This window comes from Neoaquamicrobium sediminum (genome assembly GCF_013240295.1).
Lineage (GTDB): Bacteria > Pseudomonadota > Alphaproteobacteria > Rhizobiales > Rhizobiaceae > Aerobium > Aerobium sediminum.
The window spans coordinates 257,578-270,615 of sequence record NZ_JABETK010000001.1 but is presented as its reverse complement, the minus strand read 5'-3'; the positions used below and the strand labels follow the sequence as shown (position 1 = coordinate 270,615).

The window sequence follows — 13,038 nt, the reverse complement described above, 5'->3', positions numbered from 1 at the left end:
GCCCTGAAATGAGTTCGTAGGGCAGTGGCGGGCGGTGGCGCAGAAATCGGCGGGTCTGCAACACCGGCCTCGCCAATGGGCTCATTGGAAATGTCGGCGGCTGACGTCACTCCGGCGAGGTGAGCATCCTTCTCGTCCCGTCGAAGGCGAGCGCCTGGAAGAGGCGATCGATTTCCGCAGGTGGAAGCCCGGCATCCGCGTCGAGCCACCAGTGCATCACCTCCAAGAATGCGCCGGTCACAAACCGCGTAGCGACTTCGAGCCCGATGGCGTCCTTACCAACTATGCCCGTTAATTCGTGCCGAACTTGCTTCCCGATCCAGTCGCGGATTTCCTCCGGAATTTCGTGATTTTTCCCACCCATCATTGCGCGGTGCATCATCCGCGTCGCGTCCGCATGGGCGAATGCAGGCCCGCTAAAGGCGAAACCGCCTGAGCTCGGCTTAGTGTCTCCGGCATCGCCCTCCAAGCGCATGGCTTCGAGATGTTCTTCGATTGCCGCTTTTCTCAATGAGTCTTTGTCGGGGTAATGGGTATAGAAGGTTGAGCGTCCAACATCGGCCCGCCCGCAGATGTCCTCGACGGTAACCGCCGCATATCCATTTTCCGCCGTCAGCTCGAACAGCGCTTCCTGCAGGAGCCTGCGGGTTCTGGCGACACGACGATCGATCGATCCGGTAGCCACGGCGGCATCCTTTCCTGGTCACGAGACGGGCGGCTGTCCAGTATTGGGCGCGGCCGCGGCCAGCGGCCAGCAAAAGTGATACTGGACACCGTGTCCGATATCATATGCTCCCTTCCGTGGTTCAAGTCGAGATCGGCAGGAGGGAAAGCGATGCACCAGGGTCTTTTCGCGACATTGCACGGAAAGCGTGGCTGGCCTGCGATCATTGCCGTCAAGCTGACTTTGGTACTTGCCGCACTCGTTCTGCTCGGAACGGTCGATACCTTGTTTCCCGTGGGAGCACCAACGGTGATGCTGCATGTCGGCGCGCTGGCCGTGGTTGCGGGGCTGCTCATATGGCAGGGCGCGCATCGTTCGATGGCGGTCGATGCTGACAAGCCGGAATCGGATCAGCCAAAGACGCCGCATGTCGGCATCCTGCTGCACTCAGCCGGCATGTACGACACGCTGGCCTGGCTTCTCACCTTCGGCAGTGAGCGCGCCTTCCGCGAGAAGATGCTGGGTTTCGCGGACTTGAAGCCCGGAGAAGCTGTTCTCGATGTCGGCTGTGGCACAGGCACTGTCGCGCTACTCGCCAAGAGAAAGGTCGGGCCGGAAGGGCGCGTGGACGGCGTCGATGCATCTTCGGACATGATCGCACGCGCCACCACGAAGGCTCAACGCGCCGGATCTCAGGTCTGTTTCTCGAACGCCACCGCACAGCAATTGCCATACAAAGATAACGAGTTCGACGTCGTCCTCTCCACGTTGATGTTTCATCATCTCCCGAAGACCGGCCGCGCCGCATTCGGCCGCGAGGCCTTCCGCGTCCTGAAGCCGGGCGGTCGGTGGCTCATCGTCGACTTTGCCAAGCAGCCGCGCCGGTCGCGTTTCTTCCGGCTTCATCGGCACGGTCATGTCGATCTCAACAGGATCGCGTCCGATCTCGCTGCGACCGGATTCAACATCATCGCGCAAGGCAACGTTGGAACCAAGGGCCTCCGATACCTGATCGCCCGGCGTGAAGCCGACGCTCGCCTTCAACCGCGATAGACCCGACTTGGCCGAGAGATTTTCTGGAGAGCTACATGACAAAACAGTTCACAAAACCGGCTGTTGCATCTGATCGGCCGCCTCCGATGCCGCGTTGGGTCAAGCGCTCCTGCTATGTCGCTGCCGCGCTGCTCCTCTTGATAATTGCAGCCATGGCATTCGTCGGCGGGGAGCATGGCCCCGGACGGCATTTCGCCAGCGGCGGCGCATCGGACCAACAGAAGTAACCCGGCCGATGTTGCTGACACCGCGACTTCGCAAAGCTGTCCTCGCCGCCCATGTCGCGTCTTCGGTCGGATGGATGGGTGCGGTCCTGGCCTATCTCGTGCTCGATCTTTTGGCGACCTTTGGACAGGATGTCCCGACAGTGCGCGCCGCCTTCATGGCGATGTCGCTGATTGTCCTCTACGGCATCGTGCCGTTGGCGCTCGCGGCGGTCCTGATTGGAATCTTCCTCGCACTGGGAACACCGTGGGGTTTGTTTCGCCACTACTGGGTCCTTGTGAAGCTGCTGCTCACGCTCTTCGCCACGATGATCTTGCTTCTGGAGACACGCGCGATCGGCGCGATGGCCGCCGTGGCGGCCACCGGGGCAGACCCGCGCGATCTGCCCGGCTCATTACCGCATTCGATCGGCGGCGCGCTGGTGTTGCTGACGATCCTGATCCTCGCAATCTACAAGCCGGCTGGCATGACGCGGTACGGATGGCGCAAGCAACAAGCGCAGCGCCAATCTCGTTTTCAAGCAGGTGACGACGCCGCGGGCATCATTGGCGCCGGGGACCATAAGATCACGGCCGCCGATCAGTAAGGGTGATGAAGCACAGGTGCTGTAATGGCTCTCGAAGACATCGGCTCGGAATACGAACTGAAGATTGTCGATTTACGGCAAGGGGCACAGAAGGCCGACGATTATCGACGGCTCAATCCGATGATGAAAGTGCTTACGCTGGCGGACGGTGAAACCGTCGTGACCGAAACCGGCGCTATCATTCTCCATCTTGTCGACAATCCAGCCGCTTCGGACCTTATACCGCAACGCGGCGATCCGCGCCGTGCGGCCTGCATCAAATGGCTCTTCTTCGTTGGCTCCAATCTGGCGTCCGCGATGCGCGAACGCTTCCAAGGCTGGACGCCCAACCCTTGCTACAACGGATGGGGTGATTTCGACAGGGTGCGGGACGTCATGTCCGCCGCCCTGACACCGGGGCCGTGGCTTCTCGGCGAGCAGTTCACGGTGGCCGACATATATCTCGCTGCGGACCTCAGGATCGCTCGGATGGGAGATCTTATCGCTGCCGATCTTGCCCCCTTTGCCGACTACCTCCATCGCATTAAAAGTCGGTCCGCGTTCATTCGGACACATGAGATCGATGCGAGGGTTGCCGCTCGTTCCGATGGTGCCTCAGGGACGTTCTGCTCTGTGTCGCCGGGCATCAGACGGATCGACCAGACATCGAACGACACCTACGTCAGCAGCCGTGGTGAGAGCGGTTTCGTTCTCTTCGTACCGACAGTATCCAATTTCCTTTCGGAACTTGTCGAATGGTTGCACAGGGCTCGTTACGTTCCCCATAGGACTGGAGGCGCCGGAAGTTCCTTGAGGAGGCCCGGGTCCTGACAGCGCAGCTCGAACTCAAACATCTGCGCTATGCAATCGCCGCTACGCGCTACAGGAGCTTTCGGAAAGCGGCTGATGCCCTCGGGGTCAAACAGTCGACGCTCAGCCGCGGCATAGCCCTGATGGAAGGGCGTCTCGGCGTCATCCTATTCGAGCGCACCAGCGGCGGTGTTCGGCTGACAATGGCCGGCGACGAGATTTTGCGGACCTCGGCGCACCTGGTCGAAACACTGGATCAGATGATCTCGACGGCCCGGAATATCGGCAACGGCGATGCCGGTCGGATTGCCATCGGCTTCTACACGTCACTGTCGGCCGGAAACCTGCGCGCGAGCCTGATCGAATATGCCGGGCGCTTCCCGAAGGTCGATATCCGGACTCATGAAGGCGCACGTGCATGCCTGTTTGCTGGTGTCGATTCAGGCCGGATCGACATTGCTATCACGACGGGAGATCCGATCGCCCGGGATGGCAATGTCATGGCCCTCTGGAGCGAGCGCATCATGGTCGCGCTACCGGAAAGCCATCGGCTGGCCGGAAACAACATCGTCTACTGGACCGACCTGAAAGATGAGACCTTTCTGCTCAGCCAACGCGACCCGGGGCCGGAGATCCAGGACATTCTGCTTTCGAAGCTCGCTGCGCCCGGCGAGCGGCCCAGGGTGGTCAGCCACGACATCACCAGGGAGAACATCAAGAGCCTGGTTGGAGCGGGTTTTGGTGTGAGCCTCATGTGCGAGGCTTGCATCGGCGCGAACTATCCGGGTCTGGTCTATCGTGAGGCTCGGGACGGCAATGGGCCGAGTCGGATCAGCTACACAGCCTGTTGGCGGAGCGACAATAACAACCCGGCCTTGGCGGGTTTCATTTCGCTCCTCAAAGAGCGCCACCCCTCTGTGTCCGTTGGCGGTTAAGGGCCTCGCCTTGCTTTTGCGAACCCACGATCCGTTGCGATGAATCGTTCGAGCATCGGCACGATCAGCCGGACGGGATCGCCCGGCGGATGGCTGCTCTCGCGGCCGAGGATTTCGGCATAGGCGGTCAGGTCGCGATGCAGGCTGGCAGGCAGCTCGAGCGTGACCTTCACCGGCTTGTCATCAGCGATCGGACCAAGTTTCAACTTCGTCATGTCAGCCTCCATAGGGTTCGAGCACGAGATCGCGGGTGACGATGACGCGAACGGGGAAGCCCGGCCGGATTGTTAGTGTCGGCGCGATGTTGAGCTGACGGCTGACGATCTGCTGGCCCGTCTGACTGATGCTGTCGCCAGCGCCTCGGCGCAGGGCACGGACGATCTCGCTTTCCTCGTCCGACGAACCGGCCTGCGAACCGATGCTGAGGAGCGTCGAGAGCGCGGCGGCTTTGAACAACTCGCCCCAGTGATAGTCGACACCATCCTCCAGGCCCGCATAGCCTTGCGTGTCCGCGCCAGGCTGGCGTTCCAGCACGATCGAACGGCCGTTCGGGAAGATCAGTCGGTTCCAGACGAGCAGGATGCGGCGCTGGCCGAAACCGACGCCGTTGTCATACTGACCGATGACACGCGTGCCCTGCGGGATGAGAAGGATGCGCCCGGTCGGGCTGTCGTAGATGTTCTCCGTCACCTGCGCCGTGATCTGGCCGGGCAGGTCGGAACGAATGCCGGTGATGAGCGCTGCGGAAATCACCGCGCCGGCCTGAAGGATGTTTGCCGATGCCGGAGCGGCGACGCGATCGGTCGAGACGGTGCGTTTGTCGGGCGCCTGGTTGAGGAAGGCGAGCTGCCGGTCCTGCGCCGAGGGCGTCGCTGGCTGGGGCGCGAGGCCGAGACCGGTCAGGTCCGGCAAGGGCGTCGTTGTGTTCGTTGCCGTGGTGGTGGGCGACGCCATGTTGCGCGTCTCGGTCGAGGTGAAGAGGCGTGCGGTCCTCGCGGCCTCCAGCTCCTGCAATCGGCGCTGTTCCTCGGCACTGACGCCGGGCTGCACGGCAGGGGTGCCGATTCGTGACGGCGTCACGGGCTGGCCGCGATTCTGAGCGTCGAGGATCGGGCGGCCAAGATCGCCTGGCAGCGGTGGGCCGAGGACCGGGCCGGTATAGTCCTTCGGAAGCGCGTTGAGGCCGTCTGGTGTCGTCCGGTTGTCGGTCGAATACAGCTCCTCGTTCGACCGGCCGCCATGCTGGACCTGAAGTGCATAGATCAGCGCGCCGCCGATACCAACACCGGCGACCAGGCCGAGACCGGCCAGCACTTTGCGCGAGAGGCGAGTGACGCGCGGCGGCTCGGGACGCAGTCGCATGGGCGCGGCCGGTTCTCCGGTCAGCGGCCGGGCGTCATCGACGGCCTCCGGCTGGGGTTCCAGCCCGGACTTGCGGCCTTCCTCCTTCTCGGGATCGATCTCGCTCACGACGCGGGCCTCCCGTCGGTCCGGGAGATACGCACGCGCTTCTGGCTCTTGTCCGCGCCGAAGCGTAGCTCGGCGGCGGCGAACAGTCGATCGATGATCATGTAGTTGCCGCGCACCCGGTAGTTCACCAGCTCGGACGTGTCGCCCTCGGGGCCGACGACGAAGAGCGGCGGCATCTCGCCCTGGCCGATGCCGCGCGGGAATTCGATGAAGACCTGTTTGCCGTCGTCGAAGGCGCGCAGCGGCCGCCACGGCGCGCGATCGCCCGTAACCTCGTAGCGGAAATTGACGCGGGAGAGATCGACGCCACTGGCGACTGGCTGTGCCGCCTCGGCTTGAGCATTCTGGCGACGTAGCGCGATGAGCTGGTCCTGCGGATACTGCCAGGAGACCGAGGCCATGTAGGTCTTCTCGGTCGAGCGCAATTCCATATGGTAGGTGCGGATGTTGGTGTTGATGACGAGGTTGGTCATCAGCTCCGTGCGCGTTGGCTTCACCAGGATGTGGATCTGCTTGGTCGTGCCCGTGCCGCTCTCGGTGTCGCCGATGATCCAGCGCACGGTATCGCCGGCTGCGACCGGGCCGGAGCCGACCAGGGTTTCGCCGGGCTGGAGCGCGATGTCGGTGATCTGCCCGACGGCGGTATAGACCTGATAGAGCGCGCCCTGCGTGAAGGGATAGACCTGCATGGAATTGATGAAGCCGTCACGGACGGGCTGGATGCGGGCGGCAGCGTTGGCCAGATTGACGCGGGCGGCGGGATCGGTTGGCTCTGGCGTCCGGCGCGAGGCTTCGATCGGCTTCATCTGGCCGGGAAGCGGCAGCGGCTTTGGCAGTTCGACCACTGTGACAGGTGCGGGCGGATCGACCGTCTGCACGGCGGGCGCAGCATCGTCATAGGAGATTTCCGGGGGCTTCTGCATCGTGGCGCAACCGGCGAGCGCCGAGGTGCAAACGAGGAGAGCCGAGAAAGCGGATTTACGGAAAGCCGGCCTCCCGGCGGCGCGGAAGGTCGGTGTCATTGTCCAAGCTCCTTCGACCAATTGATGGCGTTGACGTAGATTCCAAGCGGATTGGCCCGGAGTTTTTCGGGGTCGCGTGGTATCTGCACGGCGACGGTGAGGATGGCGGACCACCGTTCGGTCGAGGCGAGCGAGCCGTCCTGATAACGACGCTCGATCCAGGCGACGCGGAACGAGTCCGGCGAGGCGCGGATCACGCTGGAGACCTCTATGGCGACCTGCTGCTTGCCAACCTTGGTGAAGGGGTCGTTGGCGCGGGCATAATCGTTGAGCGCCAAGGCCCCGGCCTGCGTGGTGAAGTCATAGGCCCGGAGCCAGTTCTGCCGGACGATGATCGCGTCGGCCGGGATCGAGCGGACCTCTTCGATGAAGCGGGCGAGATGAAAGGCGATCTGCGGATCGGTCGGACGGTAATCAGCGACAGCGGCGGCGACCGCCTGCGCCTGGCCGAGCTTGTCGACCTGAACCACCCAGGGAACGATCGAGCCGCTCATCGACTGCCAGACCAATGCGGCCGACAATCCGGCCGAGAGCGCCAGCGATCCGAAGGCCATGAAGCGCCAGTTGCGGGCCTGCACGCGGGCGGAGCCGATCCGGTCGTCCCAGACCTGGGCGGCGCGCTGGTAGGGGGTCTCAGGTTGCGGTGATTTGCCGTAATGGGTGGCGGGTCGTTTGAACATGGTCAGTCGCTTTCGGAGAGGTTGACGGAAGAGCCGCCGCCGTGGCTGTCACCCGACTTGACCGCGTGAGCCGCGGCCTGGACGCCGTGCGACATCTGCTGCGAGCGCTTCATGCGCTTCGCCCAGGCGGGCGGGCCGTCGGTGGCGGAAGACGTGGATGTGGCAGCGGCCGGAGGCGCTTCGGCTTCGGCGTCCTCTGAACCACCGCCGATGGTGCCGGCGGTGGACGATCCGCCGGTCACTTCGAACGCAGCACGCGCACCAGACTGGTAGCTCGACTTGAGGCCATCGGCGGCCTGGGAAGCCGCGCGTTTCAACGGCGAGGCTGCGGCCTGCGCACCGGCATTGGCGACATTGCCGAGACCCGACGCCACAGCCGATGCGCCGGATTGGCCGGCGGCACCCAGGCTGTAGGCGGTGGACGCACCACCGGCGAGCGCGGCCCCACCCCGGGCAGCGGCAGCGGCGCCGCCAGCAAGGGCAGCGCCACCGGATGCGACTGCGCCCACCGTGGCTGCACCTGCTGCGACCACGCCGCCGGCCGCGAGGCCTGTGCCGACTGCCGCGCCTGCACCGAGCTGCGGGCCGCCGGAGACCAGGCCATTGGCGATGCCGGGACCGAAGATGCCGAGGCCGAGCAGCGACAGCGCCGCGAGCACGATCGCCATGGCGTCATCGATCGACGGCGTCGCGCCGCCGAAGCCCGCGGTGAATTCTGAGAACAGCGTCGAACCGATGCCGATGATGACGGCGAGCACCAGCACCTTGATGCCGGAAGAAATCACGTTGCCGAGCACGCGTTCGGCCATGAAGGCGGATTTGCCGAACAGGCCGAAGGGGATCAGCACGAAGCCCGCGAGCGTCGTCAGCTTGAACTCGATGAGCGTCACGAAAAGCTGGACGGCGAGGACGAAGAAGGCGAGCAGCACCAGCATCCAGGCAAACAGCATGCAGGCGATCTGGATGAAGTTCTCGAAGAAGGACCAATAGCCCATCAGGTTCGAGATGGAATCGAGCAGTGGGCGGCCGGCGTCGAGGCCGGTCTGCGCCACCTTGCCGGGGCGAAGAAGATCGGTGACGGTAAAGCCCGTGCCGGATGCCTTCAGGCCGAGGCCGGCAAAACTCTCGAAGACGATGCGGGCGAGATTGTTCCAGTTGCCGATGATGTAGGCGAAGACGCCGACGAACAGCGTCTTCTTGACCAGGCGCGCGATGATGTCCTCATCGGCGCCCCACGACCAGAAGAGTGCTGCCAACACCACGTCGATGACGATCAGCGTGGTGGCGATGAAGGCGACCTCGCCGCCGAGCAGGCCGAAGCCGCCGTCGATGTAGCGGGTGAAGACCTCGAGGAAATGGTCGATGACGCCGGTGCCGCCCATGTCAGTGCGCTCCCGGCCCGACGGGTTCGGGCTGTGCGTCCGGTGCGGTGTCCTTGGGCGCGGGCGCGCTTTCCTTCATGGCCGGGGCTTCGGCCGGGAAGAGAGTCGTCGGCGCTTCCGGTCCCAACGTCCTCGTCCCGCCCGGTTGGGAAGGCTTCGGGCTTTGACCTAGAAATCGGTCGCGGGCCTTTGCCCAGACATCGAGGCAGGCGGGATCGCGCGTGGCCGCTTCGCCCATGTCGCGGCACCGGCGCAGGACTTGGCGAAGCGCATCGGTGTCGTCGCGTTCATGGACGAGCGTGCGGACCTGCGGCTCCTCGGGCTTGCGGGTCAGTTCTATGACCGTGGCGGTGATGGCGACGCCGACGAAGACGACGGCGCCGAGCCGGGCGAGCATCTTGCCGTCCATGGCGATCCCCCGTTCAGTTGCTGCCGGGGAACATCCGGGCGTTGCCCGGCTGGTAGCCCGTGCCCGGCGTCAGGAAGCGGCGGCGCTGTTCGCGGCCCTGTTCTGCCGCGGCCGCCTGTTCGGCAGATTGCAGCGCCTGCGCACGACCGTTTGCCGCGACGACGGCGGTGAGGTCGGCGAGTTGCTGGGCCTGAAGGGCGAGGAGCTGGTTGCCGGCCTGCGTCGCCTGCAACGCGCCGGTGGCGCCCTGGCTCTGGCCGACAAGCGCGGACATTTGGGCGCGGTTGGTGTCGATGTTGCTGACGACGCCGGCCTGCACCTTCATGGCGTCCTGCAAGCCGCCGACGGTATTCTGCCAGCGCGATTTGGCGTCAGCGACGAGCTGCGCGTCCGAGGTGGAGAGCGAGACGTTCCCGTATTTCTGCTGGAATGCCTGGTCGATCTGCTGGACATCGTAGGCGATGTTCTGTGCCTGGCTCAGAAGCTGCTGCGTCCGCTGCACGGACTGCTGGAGCTGTTGCAGCGAGGAATAGGGCAGGCTCGCAAGATTGCGGGCCTGGTTGATGAGCATCTGCGCTTCGTTCTGAAGCGAGGTGATCTGGTTGGTGATCTGCTGGAGCGCGCGGGCGGCTTGAAGCACATTCTGCGCATAGTTGGTCGGGTCGTAGACGATGATGGCATGCGCGGGCGTCGCCAGCATGGGCGCGAGGACGACGGGGGCGGTGAGCAGCGCGGCAGCAAGCCGCGCGCCAAGGGAGCGGCGCAGTTTCATGGCAGTTTCTCCAGGTTGGTGAGGTTGGGAATAAGGTCGGCGGCCCAGCCGGCGCCGCGCAGGCGTAGCCAGGCGTCGAGGAAACCGTCCGGGCCGTGCTCGGCAGTGATGCGGGCGATGGTGGCCTGATCGGTCTTGGAGGATGCGGCGCAGAGCGCCAGCGCCACCTCCGACAGACCCAGCTCGAACAGCCGGTTGCCTCGTCGGGACTGGCAGTAATAGTCGCGCTTGGGCATGGCTCGCGCGAGGATCTCGATCTGGCGATCGTTGAGACCGAAGCGGCGATAGATGGCGGTGATCTGCGGCTCGATCGCGCGTTCATTGGGGAGCAGAAGCCGGGTCTGGCAGCTCTCGATGATGGCAGGCGCAATGGCGCTGCCGTCGATATCCGAGAGGCTCTGTGTGGCGAAGATGACGCTGGCGTTCTTCTTCCTGAGCGTCTTCAGCCACTCGCGGAGCTGTCCGGCAAAACCCTCGTCGTCGAGCGCCAGCCAGCCTTCATCGACGATGATGAGGGTCGGCGAGCCGTCGAGCCGATCTTCGATCCGGTGGAACAGATAGGCGAGCACGGCGGGCGCGGCGTCGGTGCCGATCAGACCTTCGGTCTCGAAGGCCTGGACCGTCGCGGTGCCGAGATGTTCGCTCGGCGGCGTCGAGCAAGCGGCCCCATGCGCCGCCGATGCAATAGGGGCGGAGCGCCTGCTTCAGGTCGTTGGACTGGAGCAGGACGCATAGGCCGGTGATGGTGCGTTCTTCGACCGGCGCCGAAGCCAGCGAGGTCAGCGCCGTCCAGATATGCTCCTTCACCTCCGGCGAGATGACGACGCCCTCCCGTGTCAGGATGGCGACGATCCAGTCGGCCGCCCAAGCACGTTCGCTCGTCTCCTCGATGCGCGCCAGCGGCTGAAGCGAGACAGAGGTCTCCGAACCGTCCGTCAGGCCGCCGCCGAGATCGTGCCAATCTCCGCGCATGGCGAGTACTGCGGCGCGGATCGAACCGCCGAAGTCGAAGGCGAAGACCTGTGCGCCGGCGTAGCGCCGGAACTGAAGCGCCATGAGCGCCAGCAGCACGGACTTGCCCGCGCCGGTCGGGCCGACGACGAGTGTGTGGCCGACATCGCCGACATGAAGGGAAAACCGGAACGGGGTCGAGCCTTCGGTCTTGCCGAAGAGCAGTGGGGGCGCTGCAAAATGCTCGTCCCGTTCCGGCCCCGCCCACACCGCCGAAAGCGGGATCATGTGGGCGAGATTGAGCGTGGAGATCGGTGGCTGCCGGACATTGGCGTAGACATGGCCCGGCAGGCTGCCGAGCCAGGCGTCCACAGCGTTGATAGTCTCGGCCATCGCCGTGAAGTCGCGGCCCTGGACGACCTTTTCGACCAGCCGCAGCTTCTCGTCGGCGATGCGCGGATCGGCGTCCCATACCGTCACCGTCGCGGTGACATAGGCGATGCCCGCATAGTCGGCGCCGAGTTCCTGCAGCGCGAGGTCGGCGTCCGCGGCCTTGTTCGCCGCATCGGTATCGACCAGCACGGAGGCCTCGTTGGTCATCACCTCCTTGAGGATCGCGGCGATAGACTTGCGCTTGGCGAACCATTGCCGCCTGATCTTGGTGAGCAGCTTGGTGGCGTCCGTCTTGTCGAGCAGGACCGCACGGGTGGACCAGCGATAGGGAAAGGCCAGCCGGTTCAGCTCGTCGAGCAGACCAGGCGTGGTCGCGGTCGGAAAGCCGGTGATGGTCAGCACACGCAGATGCGACGTGCCCAGTCGCGGCTCCAGCCCGCCGGTGAGCGGCTGATCGGCGAGCAGCGCGTCGAGATAGATCGGCGTTTCGGGGACGCGGACGCGGTGGCGGTGCGTGGAAACGCAGCCATGCAGATAGGTCAGCGTCTCGCCATCATCGAGCCATCGGCATTCCGGCATGAAGGCTTCGATCAACCGCAGCAGGCGGTCGGTGCGGTCGGCGAAGGCGGTCAGCACCTCGTTGGGGTCGATTCCGGTCTTCTCGCGGCCCTCATAGAGCCAGGTCTCGGCGCGGGCGGCATCCTCCGCTGGCGGCAGATAGGTGAAGGTCAGGAAGTAGCTGGATTCAAAGTGCGCCCCGGCTTCTTCGAAATCCGCCTTGCGCTCGGCATCGACCAGGGCCGAGGCGGCATCGGGAAAGGTGCTGGCCGGATAGGTCGCGGCGGCATGACGCTGCGCCTCCACGAAGATCGCCCAGCCGGAGCCGAGACGCCGGAAGGCGTTGTTCAATCGTCCTGCGACTGCAACCAGCTCGGCAGGCACGGCAGAATCCAGATCGGGACCACGAAACCGCGCCGTGCGCTGAAAGCTGCAATCCTTGTTGAGCACCATGCCCGTGCCGACCAGCGCGGCCCAGGGCAGGAAGTCGGCGAGCCGGTTGTTGCGATTGCGGTATTCGGCGAGGTTCATCATCGGCGCTACTCCCCTCAGACCGTGAGATGCGCGGGGATGCGCAGGTGGCGGCGGCCGACCTCGACGAAGAGCGGGTCGCGTTTTGCGGCCCACACGGCCGCGAAATGACCGATCGCCCAGATGGCCAGGCCGACCAGCCAGAGGCGCAGACCGAGCCCAACCGCGCCGGCCAGCGTGCCGTTCATGATCGCAATGGCGCGGGGAGCGCCGCCAAGCAGGATCGGCTCGGTCAGCGCCCGGTGGACGGGAACCGTGAAGCCAGGAACCTCGCTACCCTGATCGACGACGCCCGCCATCAGACCAGCGCTCCGCCGCCGAAGCTGAAGAAGCTGAGAAAGAACGAGCTGGCGGCGAATGCGATCGACAGGCCGAACACGATCTGGATCAGGCGGCGGAAGCCGCCGGACGTGTCGCCGAAGGCCAGCGCCAGGCCGGTCGAGATGATGACGATCACGGCGATGATTTTGGCGACGGGGCCTTCGATCGACTGAAGGATGGATTGCAGCGGCGCTTCCCACGGCATGGACGAGCCGGAGGCGTGGGCGGGCACGGCCATCACGACGTTGAGCGTGGTGACGGACAGGGCCATGGCGAGGCGATGGCGCATTGAGCGTG

Annotated in this window: 14 protein-coding genes and 1 pseudogene; 4 read left to right on the top strand and 11 right to left on the bottom strand. The window is 64.8% G+C overall.

Translation table 11 applies throughout. The annotated features are described in order from the left end of the window. Window positions 1-106: 106 nt before the first annotated feature. On the bottom strand, window positions 107-685 hold the full coding sequence (locus tag HK436_RS01335) for a TetR/AcrR family transcriptional regulator (RefSeq protein WP_173186744.1): 579 nt from the start codon (window positions 683-685) through the stop codon (window positions 107-109). Window positions 686-835: 150 nt separating this feature from the next. Between HK436_RS01335 and HK436_RS01330 the strand changes: the two genes are divergently transcribed. From HK436_RS01330 to HK436_RS01315, 4 genes are all read left to right on the top strand, one after another. After that, entirely contained in the window at window positions 836-1,717 is an 882-nt protein-coding gene (locus tag HK436_RS01330; protein ID WP_173186742.1) for a class I SAM-dependent methyltransferase, read from the top strand. A gap of 301 nt (window positions 1,718-2,018) precedes the next feature. Continuing rightward, on the top strand, window positions 2,019-2,528 hold the full coding sequence (locus HK436_RS01325) for a DUF2269 domain-containing protein (protein ID WP_194248432.1): 510 nt from the start codon (window positions 2,019-2,021) through the stop codon (window positions 2,526-2,528). Between the two features lie 24 nt (window positions 2,529-2,552). Continuing rightward, on the top strand, window positions 2,553-3,338 hold the full coding sequence (locus HK436_RS01320) for a glutathione S-transferase family protein (protein ID WP_173186740.1): 786 nt from the start codon (window positions 2,553-2,555) through the stop codon (window positions 3,336-3,338). Continuing rightward, window positions 3,335-4,252 (top strand): LysR family transcriptional regulator, encoded by a 918-nt coding sequence (locus HK436_RS01315; RefSeq protein ID WP_244648707.1) that lies wholly within the window; start codon window positions 3,335-3,337, stop codon window positions 4,250-4,252. Before HK436_RS01320 ends, HK436_RS01315 begins: the two co-directional genes overlap by 4 nt. Here the strand turns inward: HK436_RS01315 and HK436_RS01310 are convergent. The 10 genes and pseudogenes from HK436_RS01310 to HK436_RS01265 all read right to left on the bottom strand — a co-directional run bounded on the left by HK436_RS01310 (window position 4,249) and on the right by HK436_RS01265 (window position 13,030). Beyond that, on the bottom strand, window positions 4,249-4,467 hold the full coding sequence (locus tag HK436_RS01310) for a DUF2274 domain-containing protein (protein ID WP_173186738.1): 219 nt from the start codon (window positions 4,465-4,467) through the stop codon (window positions 4,249-4,251). The two genes, HK436_RS01315 and HK436_RS01310, sit on opposite strands and share 4 nt — an antisense overlap. Window position 4,468: 1 nt before the next feature. Continuing rightward, window positions 4,469-5,722: a TraB/TrbI/VirB10 family type IV secretion system protein gene (locus tag HK436_RS01305; RefSeq protein ID WP_173186736.1), complete on the bottom strand. Its 1,254-nt coding sequence runs from the start codon at window positions 5,720-5,722 to the stop codon at window positions 4,469-4,471. Beyond that, window positions 5,719-6,744: a P-type conjugative transfer protein TrbG gene (gene trbG / locus HK436_RS01300; RefSeq protein ID WP_173186734.1), complete on the bottom strand. Its 1,026-nt coding sequence runs from the start codon at window positions 6,742-6,744 to the stop codon at window positions 5,719-5,721. Before trbG ends, HK436_RS01305 begins: the two co-directional genes overlap by 4 nt. Beyond that, window positions 6,741-7,424 carry a conjugal transfer protein TrbF gene (trbF, locus tag HK436_RS01295; RefSeq protein ID WP_173186732.1) on the bottom strand — a complete coding sequence of 228 codons (684 nt, stop codon included), beginning with the start codon at window positions 7,422-7,424 and terminating at the stop codon, window positions 6,741-6,743. Before trbF ends, trbG begins: the two co-directional genes overlap by 4 nt. Window positions 7,425-7,426: 2 nt before the next feature. Continuing rightward, window positions 7,427-8,806, bottom strand: coding sequence for a P-type conjugative transfer protein TrbL (gene trbL, locus HK436_RS01290; protein WP_173186730.1), 1,380 nt, complete (start codon window positions 8,804-8,806; stop codon window positions 7,427-7,429). A gap of 1 nt (window position 8,807) precedes the next feature. Continuing rightward, window positions 8,808-9,215: a putative entry exclusion protein TrbK-alt gene (trbK-alt, locus tag HK436_RS01285; protein ID WP_173186728.1), complete on the bottom strand. Its 408-nt coding sequence runs from the start codon at window positions 9,213-9,215 to the stop codon at window positions 8,808-8,810. 13 nt (window positions 9,216-9,228) lie between these two features. Beyond that, the gene (gene trbJ / locus HK436_RS01280; protein ID WP_173186726.1) at window positions 9,229-9,987 is read right to left on the bottom strand and encodes a P-type conjugative transfer protein TrbJ; all 759 of its coding nucleotides are present in this window, start codon (window positions 9,985-9,987) and stop codon (window positions 9,229-9,231) included. Continuing rightward, window positions 9,984-12,423: pseudogene (gene trbE, locus HK436_RS01275) on the bottom strand (conjugal transfer protein TrbE). Before trbE ends, trbJ begins: the two are co-directional and overlap by 4 nt. A gap of 14 nt (window positions 12,424-12,437) precedes the next feature. Next, complete coding sequence (locus tag HK436_RS01270; RefSeq protein WP_048646184.1) at window positions 12,438-12,719, bottom strand: VirB3 family type IV secretion system protein; 282 nt, start codon at window positions 12,717-12,719, stop codon at window positions 12,438-12,440. Next, the gene (locus tag HK436_RS01265; RefSeq protein WP_173189854.1) at window positions 12,719-13,030 is read right to left on the bottom strand and encodes a TrbC/VirB2 family type IV secretion system protein; all 312 of its coding nucleotides are present in this window, start codon (window positions 13,028-13,030) and stop codon (window positions 12,719-12,721) included. Before HK436_RS01265 ends, HK436_RS01270 begins: the two co-directional genes overlap by 1 nt. Window positions 13,031-13,038: the final 8 nt, after the last annotated feature.

Excerpts from the sequence above, each read along its gene's own strand:
- HK436_RS01330 (WP_173186742.1), top strand. The coding sequence starts at position 836 with ATGCACCAGGGTCTTTTCGCGACATTGCACGGAAAGCGTGGCTGGCCT.
- HK436_RS01325 (WP_194248432.1), top strand. The coding sequence starts at position 2,019 with ATGGGTGCGGTCCTGGCCTATCTCGTGCTCGATCTTTTGGCGACCTTT.
- HK436_RS01320 (WP_173186740.1), top strand. The coding sequence starts at position 2,553 with ATGGCTCTCGAAGACATCGGCTCGGAATACGAACTGAAGATTGTCGAT.
- HK436_RS01310 (WP_173186738.1), bottom strand. The coding sequence starts at position 4,467 with ATGACGAAGTTGAAACTTGGTCCGATCGCTGATGACAAGCCGGTGAAG.
- trbG (WP_173186734.1), bottom strand. The coding sequence starts at position 6,744 with ATGACACCGACCTTCCGCGCCGCCGGGAGGCCGGCTTTCCGTAAATCC.
- trbF (WP_173186732.1), bottom strand. The coding sequence starts at position 7,424 with ATGTTCAAACGACCCGCCACCCATTACGGCAAATCACCGCAACCTGAG.
- trbL (WP_173186730.1), bottom strand. The coding sequence starts at position 8,806 with ATGGGCGGCACCGGCGTCATCGACCATTTCCTCGAGGTCTTCACCCGC.
- trbK-alt (WP_173186728.1), bottom strand. The coding sequence starts at position 9,215 with ATGGACGGCAAGATGCTCGCCCGGCTCGGCGCCGTCGTCTTCGTCGGC.
- trbJ (WP_173186726.1), bottom strand. The coding sequence starts at position 9,987 with ATGAAACTGCGCCGCTCCCTTGGCGCGCGGCTTGCTGCCGCGCTGCTC.
- HK436_RS01270 (WP_048646184.1), bottom strand. The coding sequence starts at position 12,719 with ATGGCGGGCGTCGTCGATCAGGGTAGCGAGGTTCCTGGCTTCACGGTT.
- HK436_RS01265 (WP_173189854.1), bottom strand. The coding sequence starts at position 13,030 with ATGCGCCATCGCCTCGCCATGGCCCTGTCCGTCACCACGCTCAACGTC.